21 protein-coding genes are annotated in these 17,893 nt (G+C 68.1%); 4 read left to right on the top strand and 17 right to left on the bottom strand.

Going from position 1 to position 17,893, the window contains the following annotated elements; all coding sequences use genetic code 11:
* Positions 1 to 8: 8 nt before the first annotated feature.
* From hemC to A5759_RS19485, 3 genes are all read right to left on the bottom strand, one after another.
* The gene (gene hemC, locus A5759_RS19495) at positions 9 to 941 is read right to left on the bottom strand and encodes a hydroxymethylbilane synthase (RefSeq protein ID WP_064399682.1); all 933 of its coding nucleotides are present in this window, start codon (positions 939 to 941) and stop codon (positions 9 to 11) included.
* Between the two features lie 3 nt (positions 942 to 944).
* Positions 945 to 2,288 carry a glutamyl-tRNA reductase gene (locus tag A5759_RS19490; RefSeq protein ID WP_068200538.1) on the bottom strand — a complete coding sequence of 448 codons (1,344 nt, stop codon included), beginning with the start codon at positions 2,286 to 2,288 and terminating at the stop codon, positions 945 to 947.
* A gap of 141 nt (positions 2,289 to 2,429) precedes the next feature.
* Positions 2,430 to 2,684 carry a glutaredoxin family protein gene (locus A5759_RS19485; RefSeq protein ID WP_068200536.1) on the bottom strand — a complete coding sequence of 85 codons (255 nt, stop codon included), beginning with the start codon at positions 2,682 to 2,684 and terminating at the stop codon, positions 2,430 to 2,432.
* Positions 2,685 to 2,804: 120 nt separating this feature from the next.
* On the opposite strand from A5759_RS19485, the gene A5759_RS19480 reads away from it, so the two are divergent.
* Positions 2,805 to 3,614, top strand: coding sequence for an HAD family phosphatase (locus A5759_RS19480; RefSeq protein WP_231984700.1), 810 nt, complete (start codon positions 2,805 to 2,807; stop codon positions 3,612 to 3,614).
* Positions 3,615 to 3,719: 105 nt separating this feature from the next.
* Positions 3,720 to 4,253: a MaoC family dehydratase N-terminal domain-containing protein gene (locus A5759_RS19475; RefSeq protein WP_064425337.1), complete on the top strand. Its 534-nt coding sequence runs from the start codon at positions 3,720 to 3,722 to the stop codon at positions 4,251 to 4,253.
* A gap of 21 nt (positions 4,254 to 4,274) precedes the next feature.
* Here A5759_RS19475 and A5759_RS19470 read toward each other — a convergent pair whose 3' ends face one another.
* From A5759_RS19470 to A5759_RS19435, 9 genes are all read right to left on the bottom strand, one after another.
* Positions 4,275 to 5,342, bottom strand: a complete 1,068-nt coding sequence (locus tag A5759_RS19470; RefSeq protein WP_068200533.1) for a lysophospholipid acyltransferase family protein — start codon at positions 5,340 to 5,342, stop codon at positions 4,275 to 4,277.
* A 37-nt stretch (positions 5,343 to 5,379) separates the two neighbouring features.
* A complete protein-coding gene (locus tag A5759_RS19465; protein WP_068200532.1) occupies positions 5,380 to 6,480 on the bottom strand; it encodes an SDR family oxidoreductase in 1,101 nt (366 codons plus the stop codon).
* Between the two features lie 31 nt (positions 6,481 to 6,511).
* The gene (locus A5759_RS25720; RefSeq protein WP_003402602.1) at positions 6,512 to 6,613 is read right to left on the bottom strand and encodes a 30S ribosomal protein bS22; all 102 of its coding nucleotides are present in this window, start codon (positions 6,611 to 6,613) and stop codon (positions 6,512 to 6,514) included.
* 131 nt (positions 6,614 to 6,744) lie between these two features.
* Positions 6,745 to 7,005, bottom strand: coding sequence for a helix-turn-helix domain-containing protein (locus A5759_RS19460; protein WP_064351303.1), 261 nt, complete (start codon positions 7,003 to 7,005; stop codon positions 6,745 to 6,747).
* A gap of 127 nt (positions 7,006 to 7,132) precedes the next feature.
* Complete coding sequence (gene proC, locus A5759_RS19455; RefSeq protein WP_068200530.1) at positions 7,133 to 8,014, bottom strand: pyrroline-5-carboxylate reductase; 882 nt, start codon at positions 8,012 to 8,014, stop codon at positions 7,133 to 7,135.
* Positions 8,015 to 8,074: 60 nt separating this feature from the next.
* Positions 8,075 to 8,947: a thioesterase family protein gene (locus A5759_RS19450; RefSeq protein ID WP_064399690.1), complete on the bottom strand. Its 873-nt coding sequence runs from the start codon at positions 8,945 to 8,947 to the stop codon at positions 8,075 to 8,077.
* Positions 8,948 to 8,993: 46 nt separating this feature from the next.
* On the bottom strand, positions 8,994 to 9,839 hold the full coding sequence (locus tag A5759_RS19445; RefSeq protein WP_068200528.1) for a sugar phosphate isomerase/epimerase: 846 nt from the start codon (positions 9,837 to 9,839) through the stop codon (positions 8,994 to 8,996).
* Between the two features lie 15 nt (positions 9,840 to 9,854).
* The gene (locus tag A5759_RS19440; RefSeq protein ID WP_068200526.1) at positions 9,855 to 11,027 is read right to left on the bottom strand and encodes a hypothetical protein; all 1,173 of its coding nucleotides are present in this window, start codon (positions 11,025 to 11,027) and stop codon (positions 9,855 to 9,857) included.
* Between the two features lie 26 nt (positions 11,028 to 11,053).
* The gene (locus A5759_RS19435) at positions 11,054 to 12,052 is read right to left on the bottom strand and encodes a Ppx/GppA phosphatase family protein (RefSeq protein WP_064399693.1); all 999 of its coding nucleotides are present in this window, start codon (positions 12,050 to 12,052) and stop codon (positions 11,054 to 11,056) included.
* A gap of 12 nt (positions 12,053 to 12,064) precedes the next feature.
* On the opposite strand from A5759_RS19435, the gene A5759_RS19430 reads away from it, so the two are divergent.
* Positions 12,065 to 12,862: a hypothetical protein gene (locus A5759_RS19430; protein ID WP_064419925.1), complete on the top strand. Its 798-nt coding sequence runs from the start codon at positions 12,065 to 12,067 to the stop codon at positions 12,860 to 12,862.
* The gene (locus tag A5759_RS19425) at positions 12,859 to 13,173 is read left to right on the top strand and encodes a YciI family protein (protein WP_197506119.1); all 315 of its coding nucleotides are present in this window, start codon (positions 12,859 to 12,861) and stop codon (positions 13,171 to 13,173) included. The genes A5759_RS19430 and A5759_RS19425 overlap by 4 nt, the downstream gene beginning before the upstream one ends.
* 7 nt (positions 13,174 to 13,180) lie before the next feature.
* Here A5759_RS19425 and regX read toward each other — a convergent pair whose 3' ends face one another.
* The 5 genes from regX to mshA form a co-directional block, all read right to left on the bottom strand.
* Positions 13,181 to 13,867 (bottom strand): two-component sensory transduction protein RegX, encoded by a 687-nt coding sequence (regX, locus tag A5759_RS19420; RefSeq protein ID WP_068200524.1) that lies wholly within the window; start codon positions 13,865 to 13,867, stop codon positions 13,181 to 13,183.
* Complete coding sequence (locus A5759_RS19415) at positions 13,864 to 15,048, bottom strand: cell wall metabolism sensor histidine kinase WalK (protein ID WP_068200523.1); 1,185 nt, start codon at positions 15,046 to 15,048, stop codon at positions 13,864 to 13,866. The genes regX and A5759_RS19415 overlap by 4 nt, the downstream gene beginning before the upstream one ends.
* A gap of 137 nt (positions 15,049 to 15,185) precedes the next feature.
* A complete protein-coding gene (locus tag A5759_RS19410) occupies positions 15,186 to 15,947 on the bottom strand; it encodes a phosphoglyceromutase (RefSeq protein ID WP_068200521.1) in 762 nt (253 codons plus the stop codon).
* A 109-nt stretch (positions 15,948 to 16,056) separates the two neighbouring features.
* Entirely contained in the window at positions 16,057 to 16,563 is a 507-nt protein-coding gene (locus A5759_RS19405) for a YbjN domain-containing protein (RefSeq protein ID WP_064425348.1), read from the bottom strand.
* Complete coding sequence (mshA, locus tag A5759_RS19400) at positions 16,560 to 17,888, bottom strand: D-inositol-3-phosphate glycosyltransferase (RefSeq protein WP_068200519.1); 1,329 nt, start codon at positions 17,886 to 17,888, stop codon at positions 16,560 to 16,562. Before mshA ends, A5759_RS19405 begins: the two co-directional genes overlap by 4 nt.
* Between the last annotated feature and the right edge of the window lie 5 nt (positions 17,889 to 17,893).

Below are 17,893 nucleotides of genomic sequence, written 5' to 3'. Positions count from 1 at the left end.
TCTACAGCTCAGTTGGCGTCCGCCATGAGTTCGCGCGCCCCGAGGTCGAACAGCTCCTCGGCCACCGAGAGCCCCAGCTCCCGGGCCCGGTCGGTCGTGCCGACGCCGGACGCGCGGATCACGTCGGATCCGTCCAGTGCCGCCACGCAGCCGCGCAGCGACACCTCTTCGAAGACGTTGCCGTCCTCATCGATGGACTCGACCACCTCAGCGATCGCGCCCACCGGTGCGTGACAACCCGCCTCCAGTCGGGCGAGCAGGGCCCGTTCAGCGGTGACCGCGGCGCGTGTGTCGGCGTCGTCCAACTCCGCCAGCAGCGCAGCGAGCTCGGTGTCGCCTGCGCGGCACTCGACCGCGAGCGCACCTTGAGCCGGCGCTGGCAACATCTGCACCGGCTCGAGAGTCTCGGTGACATCGGCCAGTCGCCCGATGCGGGCCAGTCCCGCCCGTGCGACTACGATGCCGTCGAGATCACCGTTGCTAACCCTGTTCAACCTGGTATCCAGGTTGCCTCTTAGGGGGCGGATTTCCAAACCGAGACCCAGTGCTCTAAGCTGTGCCGCCCTGCGCGGGCTCGATGTGCCGATCAAAGAACCCGGCGGCAACTCCCCGAGCACCAGCCCGTCGCGTGCCACCAGGGCGTCCCTGGGGTCTTCGCGGGGGGGACTCGCGGCGATGACGAAGCGGGCGTCAGCCGCGGTAGGCAGATCCTTGAAGGAGTGCACGGCGGCGTCCACCCGGCCGTCGTGGATGGCTTCGCGCAGGGCCGCGGTGAACACGCCAACGCCGATCTCGGCGATCGGGCCCTGGTTGCGGTCGCCCTCGGTGGAGATGGGGACGAGCTCGGCCGCGTGTCCGTTCGCGATGAGCGCGTCTCGGACCGTACCGGCCTGAGTGGTCGCCAGGAGACTGGCGCGAGTGCCTATCCGAATTACAGTCAAGCGTTACTCGGCCTTATCGAGATCTGGTGCGATCAAAGGCAATTCGGGCCCGGCGACGGCGTCGACGGCCTGCTGGTCGAGCTCGAAGAGCTCACGCAGCGCCTCGGCGTAGCTGTCTCCGCCCGGCGCACTCGCCAGCTGCTTGACGCGCACGGTCGGCGCGTGCAGGAGTTTGTCGACGACCCGTCGCACCGTCTTGGCGACCTCGTCGCGGTGGATGGCGTCCAGGCCCGGCAGGCGGTGGTCCAGCCTCAGCAGCTCGGCCTCGACCACGTCGGCGGCGCGCTGGCGCAGCGCGGTGACGGTCGGGGTGACCTCTGCCATCCGCTGACCGGCCAGGTAGTTGGCGACCTCGGCGGCGACGATCGCGCGGGCGGCTTCGGCGTCGGACGCCGCGGCGCGGGCCGCCGGTTCGCGCTGGATGCGCTCCATGTCGACGACGTAGACGCCGGGCAGGCCCGCCACGGCGGGGTCGACGTCACGGGGCATGCCGAGATCGCAGATGACCAGCTGCTTGGGCTCTTGGCCGTGCGCGAGGCCGCGGTGCACGTCGGCCAGTGAGACCACCGGGCGCACCGCTCCGGTGCAGCAGACCACCACATCGGCGTCGGTCAGCAGCGGCGGCAGGTGATCGAACGGGAAGGCGTGCGCGTCGACGCCCAGTTCCCGGACGTTGGCGGCGAGCCGTTTGGCCCGCGGCTGGCTGCGGTTCACGACGTGGATGCGGTCGACGCCCGCGCGGGTCAGGTGTTTGGCGGCCAGCGAGCCCATCGAACCCGCCCCGATGACCACCGCGGTGCGGCCGGCCAGCGAGCCGAGCTTGGACTCGGCGGTGCACAGGGCGACGGACACCACCGACGCGCCCGCGGCGTCGATGCCGGTCTCGGTATGCACCCGCTTGCCGACGGCCAGCGCGCGCTGCGAGAGCTCGTGCAGGGTGCGTCCGACGGTGTGGTTGGCCTCGGCGGCGGCGTACGCGCGGCGCACCTGGCCGAGCACCTGCTGTTCTCCGACGACGGCGGAATCCAGGCCCGAGGCCACCGCGAACAGGTGCTCGACGGCCGCTTCGGCGTACCGCACATACGCGTATTTGGTCAGGTCGTTGAGGCTCATGCCGGAGTGCTCGGAAAGCACCTGGCCGATCACCGACAGCCCGCCGTGAAACGCGTCGACGACGGCGTAGATCTCCACGCGATTGCAGGTCGACAGCACCATGGCCTCGGTGACGAGGGAGGACTGCAGCACCTGGTCGACGATCTTGGCCTGATCGGACTCGTCGGTGCTCAGTTGCTCGAGCACCGACACCGGCGCACTGCGGTGCGAAACCCCGAAAAGCAACACGCTCACGGCTTCATCACCACGTCATCCAAGGTAGTCGTTGAACAGTTAGCTCACCAAATTCCCCACCATTATCGCCGAAATTGCGTTCCAGCAGCCGAATCACGAGTGGAGGCCTGCTGGAACGCAATTTCGCGCAGAAACGGACGGTCACTTCGCCAGGTCGGCCCGAAGGCGGGGCTCGTCGATCTCCCAGTAGCTGTGCTCGCTGCCGTCGAGCAGAACGACCGGAAGCCGGTCGCCGTATTCCGCGCGCAGCCCGGAATGACCCGCGGCCGCGGCGGCGTCGACATCGGTGACGGCCAGCGTGAAGCCCAATTCGTCGGCCAGCGCCGCGAGCCGGGCCGCCGCCGCGGTGCAGATCGTGCAACCGTCGCGCGTCAGCAACTCCACCTGGTGCTCCACCTCGCCAGTATCTCCACCTCCGTGACTTAGGGTTGATCCGTGTCTCGAAATGGCGACCGCGAAGCTGCTGAACAGCAACTTGCGGGTGAGGCGAGCGCAGAGGCGGCCGTCACCGACCTCATGGCCGAGGCTGCCACGGCGCCACCCGCACCGCCCCCGGACCTGACCGCGGCGGCGTTCTTCGACGTCGACAACACCCTCGTGCACGGCTCGTCGCTGCTGCACTTCGCCCGCGGCCTGGCCGCGCGCAAGTACTTCACCTACGGCGACGTCGCACGGTTCGTCTACGCGCAGGCGAAGTTCCAGCTGACCGGCCGCGAGAACAGCGAGGATGTGGCCGCAGGCCGGCGCAAGGCGCTGGCCTTCATCGAGGGCCGCTCGACGGCCGAACTGATGGCGGTCGGCGAGGAGATCTACGACGAGATCATCGCCGACAAGATCTGGCCGGGCACGCGCGCGCTCGCGCAGATGCATCTCGACGCCGGACAGCAGGTGTGGCTGGTCACCGCGACCCCGTACGAGCTGGCCGCGACCATCGCCAAGCGGCTGGGCCTGACCGGGGCGCTGGGAACGGTCGCCGAGTCCATCGACGGGGTGTTCACCGGGCGCCTGGTCGGCGACATCCTGCACGGCACGGGCAAGGCGCACGCGGTGCGCTCGCTGGCCATCCGCGAGGGTCTCAACCTGCGCCGCTGCACGGCCTACTCGGACAGCTTCAACGACGTGCCGATGCTCTCGCTGGTGGGTACGGCGGTGGCGATCAACCCCGACGCCGATCTACGCGACCTGGCCCGTGAGCGGGGGTGGGAGATCCGCGACTTCCGCACCGCCCGCAAGGCCGCGCGCATCGGTGTGCCGTCGGCGCTGGCGCTCGGCGCGGCCGGAGGAGCGCTGGCGGCGGTGGTCTCCCGCCGGCAGGAGGGCCGCTGACGGGCCGCTCTGGTCGCGGCGGTGGCCGAGACCCGCTGATAGGCTCGCGCCGCTGACTCCGACGAGGAGAGACGGCAGCGCGCGCACCCGAGGAGCAGTTCAGGTATGGCAATCGCAGAGAACATCATCGGAACGCACTACCGGTATCCCGATTACTTCGAGGTCGGCCGGGAGAAGATCCGTGAGTTCGCACAGGCGGTCAAGGACGAGCATCCCGCGCACTTCACCGAAGAGGCCGCCGCCGAGTACGGCTACGACTCGCTGATCGCGCCGCTGACCTTTCTGGCCGTCGCCGGTCGGCGCGTTCAGCTGGAGATCTTCAACCAGTTCGACGTGCCGATCAACATGGAGCGCGTGCTGCACCGCGACCAGAAGATCACCTTCCACCGCCCGATCCTGGCCGGCGACAAGCTGTTCTTCGACTCCTACCTCGATTCGGTCACCGAATCGCATGGCGCCATCGTCACCGAGGTGCGCGGCGAGGTAACCGACGCCGACGGCAACCCCATCCTGACGAGCGTCGTCACGGTTATGGGCGAGGCGCAGTCGGACACCGAAGCCGACGAGGTGAGCCAGCGCATCGCGGCCGCACGCGACGAGGCAATCGCGAAAATGATTGCCAAGCAAAGTAATTCGTAGAGCTAGCGGCTTTTCGCGCGCTCAGCCGAAGAACGTGTTCCGGCGCTGGGTGAGCAGTTGGTACAGCGTCTGCTGGATGGTCTCGCGCACCTGGTCGGTGAGTTCGAAGGTGACCATCGGATCGTCGGCGGCCGACTCGTCGTAGTCCGCGGTCTCGATCGGTTCGCCGAACTGGATGTGCCATTTCGACGGCAGCGGCACCATGCCCGCCGGACCCGCCAGCGGGAAGAACGGGGTGATCGGGAAGTACGGCAGGCCGAGCAACCGGGCCAGCAGCTTGACGTCGGCAATCATCGGATAGATCTCCTCGGATCCGACGATCGAGCACGGCACGATGGGCGCCTTGGTGCGCAGCGCCGCCGAGACGAAACCGCCGCGACCGAATCGCTGCAGCTTGTAGCGGTCTTTGAAGTGCTTGCCCAGGCCCTTGTAGCCCTCGGGGAACACCGCGGTCAGCTCACCCGCGGCCAGCAGCCGATGCGCGTCGGCGGTGCAGGCCATGGTGTGGCCGGCCTTGCGTGCGGCCTGACCGACGACCGGCAGGTCGAACACCATGTCGGCGGCGAGCAGGCGCAGGTCGCGCTGGGCCGGGTGGTGGTCGTGCACCGCCACCGACGTCATCAGCCCGTCGAACGGCAGCACGCCGGCGTGGTTGGCGACCACGAGCGCGGCGCCGGTTTCGGGCAGATGCTCGATCCCGCTGACCTCGACGCGGAACCACGACTTGAAGAGGACTCTCAGCAAAGGCAAAAAGATTGCGTTATTGAGGTGGGCGTCGAACCCGAACTCGTCGACGGTGTATTCGCCCGTCATCCGCTTGCGCACGAACTCGCCGACCGAGGCGATCTGCTTGGCCAGTTCGGTGGGCGTCTCGTCGGCCGGAGGTGCGCCCGTGACGCCACCGCGGTGCTCATCGATCTCGCGGACGACGGCGGCGATCTCCTCGGCGGAGGCCCCACCTACCGGATCCGACAGCTGCGAGGGATGTCGGCGCGAGCCCTGCGCTCGTGCGGCATTACGCCGCTGAGCCGCTGCACGGCCCGAATTGCCATGCAGCGGAATGACTTTCGCCTTGGACTCGCCCGCCACGGTCGTTTCCTTCTCCCCACCCGATAGATTGATGCGCCTAGCGCCCCCACCGTTGCGCCGCGGCAACGGCGCGACTCTCCATTGAGCGTACCCACCGTGGGTCGACGATCGGAGTCAATCCGCGACCTCGGACGTAATCGTCGAAGGCCTCCACCGTCGTCCACTTCGGGTTATAGCCGAGATCGTTGCGCATCCGCGATGTGTCCATCACTCTGCCATAACTGAGGTAGTTCAGCTGCTCACGATCGAGTTCAGTGTAACGAGTCGCGCGCCTCAGCGAATCCACCGCCGCCAGCGCCGATCGCGGCACGGGCAACGCGATCCGGCCGGCCCTCCGGATCGCCTGGCTCATCATCACGATCCCGGACGCGCCGACGTTGTAGGTGCCCGCCTTGCCCGCCATCGTCGCGCGCTCGAGCGCCCCGAGCGCATCCTGCTCGTGCAGCAGTTGGAGCCGGGCGTCGTGTCCGATGACCGTCGGCACCACCGGGCCGGCGAGGTAGCGCGACAGCGCGGTGTCCATGCCCGGCCCGATCATGTTGGCCAACCGCAGGATGGTCACCGCGATGTCGGGCCGACGACGCCCCAGTCCTCGCGCATAGCTCTCGATGTCGATGCTGTCGCGGGCGAAGCCCTCCCCCGGTGGCCGCCGCGCGCTGGTGTCCTCGGTGAACATCACCGGGTCGCGTGAGGTCGAGCCGTACACCTCCGACGTGGACTTGAGCACCACGCGCTGCACCGAGGGCGCCTTCTGGCAGGCCGCGAACAGCTGGATTGCGCCCATCACGTTGAGTTCCTTGAGCGTCGCGCGGCCCCCGGAGCGAGGTGCGTAGGACGCCGCCGCGGCATGCACCACGGTGTCGACGTCACCGTTGCGGATGACCTTCGCGATGAAGGGATTGCGGATGTCGGCACGGACGAACTCCGCGCGGCCCATCCGCCGCAGAAGGTCCTTGCTCGGAGTGATCGCGTCGACGGCGATCACATGGTTGATCAACGGGTTCTGCGCCAACCTGGCCGTCAGGTAGCCGCCGAGGAAGCGGCACGCCCCAGTGACCAGCACGACCTTCGGATACTGCACGGCGTCGCGCGGGTCGGCTCCGTTGACGTCTCCGTTCGCACGACCCTCGGAATCCATGTCCGGTCAGCCTAGCGGCGGCGGGCGGCGATTACTTGCCGAGTTTTCTGCGCTGGACCCGGGTGCGACGAAGCAGCTTGCGGTGCTTCTTCTTCGACATGCGCTTGCGCCGCTTCTTGATGACTGAACCCATGAACTCCGCTACCTACGCCTTACCTGCCCGATGAGCATCGTTGACTGACCCGGCCACTTTACCGGGCTGTGCAGGTAACCGCGAAACGCGCCCAACGGCCGGCGACGGTCGCGCCGGGAACGCGGTGGAGATCAGCCTGCGTCGAAGTACGAGCTCTCCAACATGTCGTGAACAGCCTTCGCATGCACGCGGAACGAGCGGCCGACCCGGACGGCAGGCAGCTCGCCGTTGTGCACCAGTCGGTACACCGTCATCTTGCTGACCCGCATCAGGCTCGCCACCTCGGCGACGGTGAGAAATTGCGCCCGTGGCTGTTGACCGTCGGATCCGGAGTCCCGAGCCGACTTCCCACTGGCCGAATCCCGCGAGGATGGCCCGTTCATAGACGTCATCGCAACCCAATCATTCAGGCACGGGCAGTTCCAGCGGCTTCCCCACCGCTGGCACCGACCCGTGCTTACACGAGGAGAATAGCGTGGCAGATGGTGTTACTGCGACGGGTGTGGGTAATTTAAAGAATTACTCAGATGTAATTCCGAGCTGCTCAGAGCGCTTTTTCGCGGCCTCGACCGCCCTGGCAACGGCCGCCCGCAGGCCGCCCCTCTCGAGTTCGCGCAGACCGGCCGCGGTGGTGCCGCCCGGCGAGGTGACCGTCGCGCGCAGTTGAGCGGGCGTGGTGTCCATTCCGGCACCCGACGGGCTGCCGGCGGCACCGCCCGCGGAGGCGGCCCGGTCGAGGCGATCCAGCAACATCGCGGCCGACCCAGCCATGGTCTGTGCGACGAGGTCGGTGGCCGCCGATCGCGACAGCCCGGCGTCGACGCCGGCGTCGACGAGCGCCTCGACCATCAGGAAGAAATAGGCCGGCCCCGACCCGGAGATCGCGGTGACCGCGTCGAGTTGGGACTCGGGCACCGTGAGCACCCCGCCTACCGCGTCGAATATCGCCGAGACCTCCTTCATCTGTTCGGGGGTGGCGAAGCGACCGGCCGACAGGGCGCTGACTCCCCCGCCGACGACCATCGGTGCGTTGGGCATGACGCGGATCACCGGCGCGCCGGCAGGCAGCTTGTTCTCGTAGTACTCGGTGGTGACGCCAGCCGCGACCGTCACGAAAACCTGTTCGGCCGTATCACTTTCGGCATTGGTCGCCGCATCGACGATCTCGTCGACGAGCCCGGCCACGTCGGCGGGTTTGACGGCCACGATCACGTAGCTCGCGTGGTCCACCGCATTGGCCACCGTCGTCACCAGCACCGAATAGGTGTCGGCCAGGTACTGGGCCCGGTCCGAATCCTTCTCCGCCACCGCCAGGTCCTTGACCTGCCGTCCGGCCCGCAGCAGCCCGGACAGCAGTGCCTCACCGATACTTCCACCGCCGACGATCGCGATTCTGGCCATGCCGGAAGCATTGCAGACGGTCGGGCACCGCGTGTGCGGCCACCCTCCGCGGCTTGCCGCCTATCCCTGCGGAACCATCGCGAGTTGGCGGGTCTGCACGACGATGTGGCCCTCGCAGTCGACGACGATGTGGTCCTCGTCGAACCAGTCCTGGCCGATCTGCACGGTCGTGCAGAGCACGCGCAACCACCCGTCGGCCGGCCTGCTGCGCAGGTACGCCGTCAGCTGGACGGTGGGCGCCCAACCGAACCGGTTGACGCCGAACGTCACAGGAGCCGACACGTCGCCGCACAGCAGGGCGAAAAGCACGTCCGGGGCGACACCCTTGGGCCGCACCCAGTACTCGATCACCGGCGGGCCGCCGTCGGACCGCGGTTCCATCGTGGTCAGCGAGGGCCGGATGTCGCAGCCGCGCGCGAGGTGCACGATGTCGGCCATCGGGTGGCCCTCACCGATCGGCTCGAGACCGGGCGGCGGATCCGGTTGCATCAACGGGATCACGGGATTGACCGAGAGCAGCGGCGTCACATGATGTTCCGGCTCGCCGAGCGTGATCGCGGCCCGCACAGCTGTACGGTCGCCTTGTCTGAGTTCGACGTCGATCAGGCTGACGCGACGCCCGCGTTTGCGCACGGTTGTGACCACCTGCATCGGGCCGGGGTCGGGCGCCCACAGGAAGTTTCCCGAGACCGCGATCGGTTCCACGCCACCACTCGCCTGCTCCCCCGGTTCGTCCCCTGCGCTGCGCGCGTGGGCCGATCCTTCCAGCCCCCTGGAATGCTCCGTCCGCGCGGCGTTCGCGCACAGCGCGAGCATCGCTCCGCCGTGCACCTTCGGCCCGATCGTCCAATGTTCGTTCAGCTCACCGTGATACACGCCGTCACCGGCGTGGGTGAGCGCCATGGCGTCGGTGAACAGGGTGGAGCCGGCCATCTGGTGAATCCTTCTGGAAGCGAGTTGGGAACGAGGTCAGGGTGTGTCAGCGAAGCAGGTGCCTGCGCGCGAACTGCAACGACTCGACCAGTAGCGCTTCGCGTTCGGCGGCGGTGCGCGCACCCGATGTGGTCACCTCAAGGATCACATGGCCGTTGAAGTCGCTTGCGGCCAGCATCTCGCACACCTCCACCGTCGGCTGAGTACCGCGGCCGGGCACCAGATGCTCGTCGGTCGAGGCGCCGCTGCCGTCGCACAGGTGCAGGTGCACCAACCCCTCGCCCATGCGGCGCGCCATCTCGAGTGCGTCGGAGCCGGCGGTCGCGGTATGGGACAGGTCGAGCGTGTAGTGGGCGTGGTCGCCGTCGAGCGGATCGTAGGACGGCGCGAATGCCGAGATGCCCGGGCCGGGCCTGCCACCGCGTTTGCGCATGCGCTCGATCGAGGTCTGACCCGCCCCGAAGAAGCGGTCGGCGCGGAACGGGAACATGTTCTCGACGGCGACCATCACCTCGCTGGACTCCTCGAGCTCGGCCACCTGGTCGGAGAAGCCCTCGGCGTAGCGGCGCTGCCAGCGGAACGGCGGATGCACGACGACGGTCTGGGCGCCCAGTTGCTCGGCGGCGCGCACGCTGCGTTCTAGCTTGGGAATCGGGTTGGCACCCCACACCCGCTGGGTGATCAACAGGCACGGCGCGTGCACGGAGAGCACCGGCATTTCGTAACGCTTCGACAGCTGCTCAATGGCGTCGACATCTTGGCTGACCGTCTCGGCCCACACCATGAGCTCGACCCCGTCGTAGCCGAGCTTGGCTGCGTATTCGAAGGCCGCCTCGGTTCTCAGCGGGTAGACCGAGGCCGTCGACAGACCGACCTTAATGGCTGGACGCACGGGTGATGGGGCGCCTCAAGCCGCCTGCATCAGTGCCAGCGGCCCGAATGTCACCATCGCGCCGACCGCGACGGCGATCAGTGTGCTGCCGATGTCCTCGGTCTTGCGGACCACGCGCACGCCGACCACCAGGCCCAGGATCACCAGCACGCCCAGTACCAGCGCGACGATGCTGTTCCACTTCCACAGCTGGTCGAAGGCGATGAACAGCCCGGCGCCGAACGCGACCGCGACCACGCACTGCCCGACGACCATCGCCCCGCGCAGGAACGACGACATCGCACCCGAACGCGGGACGTCTTCCTCGTCGAGGTCGACGTCGGCCGGGCTCAGGCCGTTGTTCGGCCGGGCGACATCGTCGTCGACGTCGGGACCGCCGAACAGGGCGTCGTCGGGAGAACGCAGGTAGGACGGCCTGTCGTCGCGCTCATCGTCTTGCTCGGGCTCGGTCACGGCGACCGCCGCGTCGGCGGCCTCGTCCTCGTCGGCGTCCGGATCGGCCCAGTCGACCGGATCCGGGCTCATCTCCTCGGCGCCGACCTGGGCATCGCTGGGTTCTGCCGGTGCGCTGCGACCGAGCATGCCGAAGCGCCGGCGCGCGAAGGTCGAGCGCCGCGGCGGGGCGAAGAAGTCGAGGTCCTCGTCGGCGTCGCGCTGCTCGATGTGGGTCTGGTAGTCGGAGTCGGCGTAGTCGTTGTCCTCGTCCGCGCCGGCCGCGGCGCCGGCCTCGTCCTCGAGGGCCTCGGAGTCGACGTCGGAAGTTTCGGTGTCGGAGGCCTCGAGAGGCTCGTCTTCGGGGACCTCGAGGGCTTCCTCCTCGACCGTCTCCTCGGTGTGGTCGACGGCGCCGTTGGCGGCAGCGGCCTCGGCAGTCTCGGCAGTCTCGGCGGGGGCGGCCTCAGCAGCCTCGGTGGCGGGTTCGGCGTCCACGGCCTCGGCGGGTGCGACGGGCTCGGGTTCGGCGGGGGCCTCGACCGTCGCGGCGGCCGAACGCCCCGTGGCGGGTGCGTCGTCGTCACGGATGATCGGGATCTCACCGGTCAGTTCGGCGACGGTCACGGAGTCGGCGCCGCGGCGACGACGGCGCCGCCCGCCGACCGGCGGGGCACCGATCGTGCCGTTGCGCGCCAGCAACTCCGCGACCGAGATGGGTCGCGTGTTGCTGTGGTCGTCTTCTGGTCCTGTCATCGTGTGTTGCCTTCGGGCCTCGTCATCTATCGTCCAGCATTACGCACAAACGTCTGCACTGAGGCCGGATTGTGGGTACCGCCGGCGAGACCGCTGCCATCGGCTTCGCTGTCGAGTCTCCGCAGAATCAGCCCCTCCCGCAACGCCCAGGGGCAGATGTCGACGCTCTCGACACCGAGGGCATTCATGCTCGCCTCGGCGACCAACGCTCCGGCCACGATCTGTGGCGCCCGATCGGCACTCACCCCTTCCAGTTCGGCACGGTCAGCCGCGGTCATCCTAGAGATGAAATTTATGAGCTGCCTTAAGCCGGTGGCGGTCAGCGTCCGTTTGACCCGCGGGCCGGCCCCCGAGGGCGCCGCGCCGGTCAACCTGGCCAGCGACCGGAACGTCTTCGACGATGCGACCGCCAGGTCGGGAGCGCCGGCCTTGAGCATCTCGGCACCGGCGTCGGCCAGCTCGGTGGCCAGCCAGTCGCGCAGCATCGCCACCCGCCGCCTGCCCGGCGGATCATCGGGGAGCCACTCGCGGGTGAGCCGGCCCGCCCCGAGCGGAAGCGACAGCGCAACCTCCGGCTCCTCGTCGACGCCGTTGGACAGTTCGAGCGAGCCGCCGCCGATGTCGATGTTGATGATCCGTCCAGCGCTCCAGCCGTACCACCGTCGCACCGCAAGAAACGTCAGCCGCGACTCATCGACGCCTGCGAGCACGCGCAGCGCCACGCCCGTCTCGGCGAGAATTCGGGCGAGCAGTTCTTCGGAGTTCTTCGCGTCGCGCACCGCGGAGGTGGCGAACGCCATCAGCTCCGCGCAGCCGGAACTCGTGGCGATCTTGGCGAATTCGTCGATGGTGCCGATCAGCTTGTCGGCGCCTCTGCGGGTGATCTTGCCGTCGCTGTCGATGGCCTCGGCGAGGCGCAGCGAGGCCTTGGTCGAACTCATCGGCGTCGGGTGCCCACCGCGTCGCGCGTCCACCACGAGAAGGTGAACGGTATTGCTGCCCACGTCGAGCACGCCTAATCGCACTCATCCAACTTAATGGGTCTACCGTTGAGAATCGTGACTGCACCGCACCCCGGAGAGGTCGAACTCGATTTCGCCCGTGAGTGGGTCGAGTTCTACGACCCCGACAATCCCGAGCACTTGATCGCCGCCGATCTGACGTGGCTGCTCTCGCGGTGGACCTGCGTGTTCGGTACCCCGGCGTGCAAGGGCACTGTGGAGGGGCGCCCGGATGACGGGTGTTGTTCGCACGGGGCGTTCATGTCCGACGACGACGACATCGCGCGCCTCGACGACGCGGTGAAGACGCTGACCGACGAGGACTGGCAGTTCCGCGAGAAGGGGCTCGGCAAGAAGGGCTACCTCGAGATGGACTCCTACGACGACAAGCCCAACCTGCGTACCCGGAAGTACAAGGGCGCCTGCATCTTCCTCAACCGGCCCGGTTTCGCAGGCGGTATCGGATGCGCACTGCACAGCAAGGCGCTCAAGCTCGGCGTCGAACCGCTGACCATGAAACCCGACGTGTGCTGGCAGCTGCCGATCCGTCGCACGCAGGAGTGGGTGGAGCGGCCCGACGGGACCGAGATCCTCAAGACGTGGATCACCGAGTACGACCGTCGCGGCTGGGGCGAAGGCGGCGCCGACCTGCACTGGTACTGCACCGGCGATCCGAACGCACACGTCGGCAGCAGGCAGGTTTGGGAGTCCTACGGCCCCGAGCTCACCGAACTGCTCGGCGAGAAGGCGTACGCGGAGCTCGCGGCGATGTGCAAGCGGCGCAGCGGATTAGGGCTCATCGCCGTGCACCCCGCCACCCGGCTGGCCGGATGACCGATACTTCGGGGGCCGCATCGCTGTTCCTGTTCCGGCTGATCCCGCCCCGAGCGGATTTCGCTCAGACCATGACGCCCGTCGAGCAGCAGGCGATGGCGGCGCATCAGGAGTACTGGGAGAGACTGTTGGCGCAGGGCCGAGTCGTCGTCTACGGCCCGGTCGCCGATCCCGAAGGCGTATGGGGACTGGGCGTGCTGCGCGCCGCCGATCGCGCCGAGGTGCTCGCGATCGCCGAGCGCGACCCCTCGGTCACCGCCGGTGTCAACACGTTCGACGTCTCCGAGATCATGGGCGGCACTACCGGTTAGACCGGCGTCAGCCCTCGAGTTTGTAGCCCAGGCCGCGGACGGTGACCAGATGCACGGGGTTGGCCGGATCGGCCTCGATCTTGGACCGCAACCGCTTCACATGGACGTCAAGGGTTTTGGTGTCGCCGACGTAATCGGCACCCCACACGCGGTCGATGAGCTGGCCGCGGGTCAACACCCGGCCGCTGTTGCGCATCAGGTACTCGAGCAGGTCGAACTCCTTGAGCGGCATCGTGACCGGCTGTCCGTTCACCGAAACCACATGGCGCTCGACGTCCATTCGGACGGGCCCGGCCTCGAGCACACCGTCACCGATCCCGAGGTCGTCGTTCTCGGCGCCGCGCCGCAACACCGCGCGGATACGAGCAATCAGCTCGCGAGCCGAGTAAGGCTTGGTGACGTAGTCGTCGGCGCCGAGTTCGAGCCCGACGACCTTGTCGATCTCGCTGTCGCGGGCGGTCACCATGATGACCGGAACGCTTGAGCGCGAACGCAATTGACGACACACATCCGTACCGCTCATGCCGGGAAGCATCAGGTCGAGCAGCACGATGTCGGCGCCGGAGCGCTCGAACTCGGCCAAGGCCGCGGGCCCGTCGGTGACGACGGTGGCCTCGAAGCCCTCTTTGCGAAGAAGAAAGGCCAGGGGATCAGCCAAGGACTCCTCGTCCTCCACGATCAGCACACTGGTCATTGGTTTCGCTGGTCCTCTCGTTCGTCCGATTCGTGATCGGGATAGGCCGGAATCGACAGGGTGAACGTCGATCCCGTTCCCGGCTGACTCCACAGCCGGATGCTTCCGTTGTGGTTGGCCGCCACGTGTTTGACGATGGCCAACCCGAGCCCGGTGCCGCCGGTGGCCCGGGACCGCGCCTTGTCGACGCGGAAGAATCGCTCGAAGACCCGCTCCTGGTCCTCGCGGGCGATGCCGATACCGCGGTCGGTGACGGCGACCTCGATGTTGTCTCCGCGCCGCCTGCGGCTGATCGACACCGACGACCCGTGCGGTGAGTACGCGATCGCGTTGGAGACCAGATTCGCGATCGCGGTGACCAGCAGGGCTTGGTCGCCGAGGGCGCGGAAACCGGTGGGCGCGTCGGTGGTGATCTTGATGTCTGCGTTGTCGGCGGGCACCTTGTGCCGCGACAGCGCCTCGGACACCACGGTGTCGACGTCGACGGCCGCGAGGTCGGGTAGGCGCTCGGCGCCCTGCAACCGCGACAGCTCGATCAGCTCGCCGATCATGTTGGCCAGCCGGTTGGACTCGGCGACCATCCGCTCGGCGAATCGGCGAACGGTCTCGGGGTCGTCGGCCGATGCCAGCAGCGCCTCGGCCAGCAGCCCCATCGCCCCGACCGGCGTTTTGAGCTCGTGGCTGACGTTGGCGACGAAGTCCCTGCGGGTGGCCTCCATGCGAGCGTATTCGGAGTGGTCGTCGACGTAGACGACGGCGAAGCGACGGTCCTGGTCGGTCAGCAGCTGAACGTGTCCGCGCACCGACAGGCCGGACCGGCCGGGGTTGACGCGCTTGTGTGCCCTGAGGTCGACGTCGCCGGGCTGGCCGGTGGCCAGTGTGCGCTCGGCGGCCCGCCAGGCCCGCTCGTCGAGCAGCCGGTCGCGAACCAGTCCCAGCTCGCGGGCCCGGTCGTTGGCGTAGACGACGTCACGGAAGTGGTCGACCACCACGATTCCCGTGGGCGCCCGCGATGCGATGTGGGAGAGCATCTGTGAGACCGTGACCCCGGTCTGCGCGGTGGTGCGACGCTGTCTGCGATCGGTGAGGCGGGGGCTCAAACGCGCCCCGAGCGCGATACCGGCCCCCAGAGCGAGCAGTGCGACCACCGCTGCCAGCAACAGTGCCCAAACGACACTCACGCCGAAATCGTACGCACCCGGTGAACGTCATCCCAGCAGCGTGCGGCCAAAACGGGACAACTCACATACCGAAACACCGAAATTCGGGCTCCGGACCCCCGCTGTTCACCGTCCGTTCGCCTGGGACGGCTGACGGACTACTTGGCGCCCTGTGAGGCGACCGCTGCCGCGCCGGCGGCGGCGGCCTCGGGATCCAGATAGGTGCCGCCGATGACCTTCGGTTTGAGGTCGGAGTCCAGGTCGTAGCGCAGCGGGATGCCGGTCGGGATGTTGAGGTTCACGACGTCCTCGTCGGACATCCCGTCGAGGTGCTTGACCAGGGCGCGCAGCGAGTTGCCGTGCGCGGCGATCAGCACGGTCTTACCCGCGCGCAGGTCGGGCTCGATGGTCTCGGTGTAGTACGGCACGAACCGCTCGACGACGTCCTTGAGACATTCGGTGCGCGGCGGACCGTCGGGCAGGTCGGCGTAGCGGGGGTCGCCGTCCTCGCTGTAGGTGCTGCCCGGTTCGATAGGCGGCGGCGGGGTGTCGTAGCTGCGCCGCCACGCCATGAACTGCTCGTCTCCGTAGCGCTCCTTGGTCTCGGCCTTGTTAAGACCTTGCAGCGCGCCGTAGTGGCGCTCGTTGAGGCGCCAGTCGCGGTGCACCGGGATCCAGTGCCGGTCGGCCTTGTCCAGGGCCAGATTCGCGGTGGTGATCGCGCGGCGCAACAGCGAGGTGTAGACCACGTCGGGCTGGCGATCGAGTTCTGAGATCAGCTCGCCCGCGCGCACCGCTTCGGTGCGGCCCTTCTCGGTGAGGTCGACGTCGACCCAGCCGGTGAACAGGTTCTTCTCGTTCCAGTCGCTCTGGCCGTGGCGGAGCAGGATCAGCGTGCAGTCACCCCGGGAATCAGACATGGCCCAATCCTCTCACGGCAGACGGATTGCCCACCCCCCGCACCGAGACCGACGAAATGGTGGAATTCGGTCGAAAAAACCCGCCAAAACGTCGGTCTGGGCGGAAGGATCAGTCGTCCTCGTCGTCGATCAGGTGGGCGAACGCCTGCAGGTTCTTCAGCGACTCGCCGCGCGACACCCGCCATTCCCACTCTTTCTGGATCGACGAGCGAAATCCCAACTCCAACAAGGTGTTGAAGTCGTTGTCGACGGCTTCGAGCACCTGGCCGAGGATCCGGTCGACCTCGTCGGAGGTCACCGATTCCAGCGACATCCGCCCGACGAGGTAGATGTCGCCGACGTTGTCGAGCGTGTACGCGACCCCGTAGAGGCGGCGGTTGCGCTTGAGCAGGAACCGGTAGACGCCCTCGTGGTTCTCGTCGGGCTTGCGGCAGACGAACGCCTCGATGCGTACCGAGTGCTCACCGATCGACAGGATCGTGTTGGTCTTGAGCCGTCGCTCGCCGGGCAGTTCGACGATGATGCCGGCCAACCCGCCGCGCGCACCTTCGTGATACGTGCAAACCAGACCGTTCTCCTTGCACGCCTCTTCGATGATCTTCGCCGCGTTGGTCATGCCCGTACCCCCCGCCGCCGCGAGAACCGCCGACCCGTACGGCGCGCGCCGTCACGCATCTGATGACGTGCCCGGTAGTCGGCGATGGCGCGGCCGTAACTGGCCAACAGCGCGTCGACGGTGCGGGCCCACGAGAACGTCGCCGCGTGAGCCGCGGCAGCGGGCCTCAGAGCGTCGGCGCGGCCCAGCACATCGCCGATGGCGTGCGCCCAGTCGCCGTCGTCGTGCCCGTCGACCAGTGTCCCGGTGACACCGTCGCGCACCGCGACCGGCAATCCGCCGACCGCGGCGGCCACCACCGGCGTCCCGCATGCCTGAGCTTCGACCGCGACCAGGCCGAAAGACTCCGAATAGCTGGGTACGGCCACCAGGTCGGCGGCCCGGTACACGTTGACCAGCTGTTCGCGCGACTGGGGCGGCAGGAACGTCACCCGGTCCGAGATACCCAGATCGTTGGCCAGCCGAATCAGCCCGTCGGGGGCCTGTAGTCCGGAGCCGGAGGGGCCGCCGGCCACCAGCACGCGAACGCCCGGCAGTTTGGCCGCGGCGCGCAGTGCGACGTCGGGCGCCTTCAGCGGCTGGATGCGCCCGACGAACGCGACCACCTGCTCGTCGGTGTCGAGTCCCAGCGCGGCACGCGCGGCGTTGCGGTCGCCGGGTGTGAACGTCTCGAGGTCGACGCCAGGGTGCACCACGTCGATCCTCGTCGGATCGGCGTTGTGCACCGAAACCAGTTGCTGCGCTTCATGTTCGGTGTTGACTATCAACCGGTCGGCCTCGTCGACGACCTGCTGCTCCCCGACCGCGCGCAGCGGCGGTTCGGGTGAGTCACCCTCGGCCAGGGCGGCGTTCTTGACCGCGGCCAGCGTGTGCGCGGTGTGTACGAGCGGCACCGCCCAGCGGTCGCGCGCCAGCCAGCCGACCTGACCGGACAGCCAATAGTGCGAATGCACGATGTCGTAGTAACCGGGTTCGTGCGTCGCTTCCGCGCGCAGCACTCCCGCGGTGAACGCGCACAACTGGGTGGGCAGGTCGTACTTGTCGAGCCCCTCGAACGGGCCTGCGACCACGTTGCGCACCAGCACACCGGGCGCGACCCGCACAGTGGGTTGGTCGGCCGACGAGGTCGCCCGCGTGAAGATCTCCACTTCGACCCCGCGGCGAGCCATCTGCAGCGCGCTCTGGAGCACGTAGACGTTCATCCCGCCCGCGTCGCCGGTGCCGGGCTGGGCCAACGGCGACGTGTGCACCGACAGCACGGCGACGCGCCTGGGGACCGGAAGTCCGGCGGCATCAGAACGGGACGGATCCGTTGCTAGGCGCACACAGA

The sequence above is a fragment of the Mycobacterium sp. 852014-52144_SCH5372336 genome, assembly GCF_001665615.1.
Taxonomy (GTDB): domain Bacteria; phylum Actinomycetota; class Actinomycetes; order Mycobacteriales; family Mycobacteriaceae; genus Mycobacterium; species Mycobacterium neumannii_A.
The sequence above is the reverse complement of the archived record's forward strand: the minus strand, read 5'-3'. Positions and strand labels throughout refer to the sequence as shown.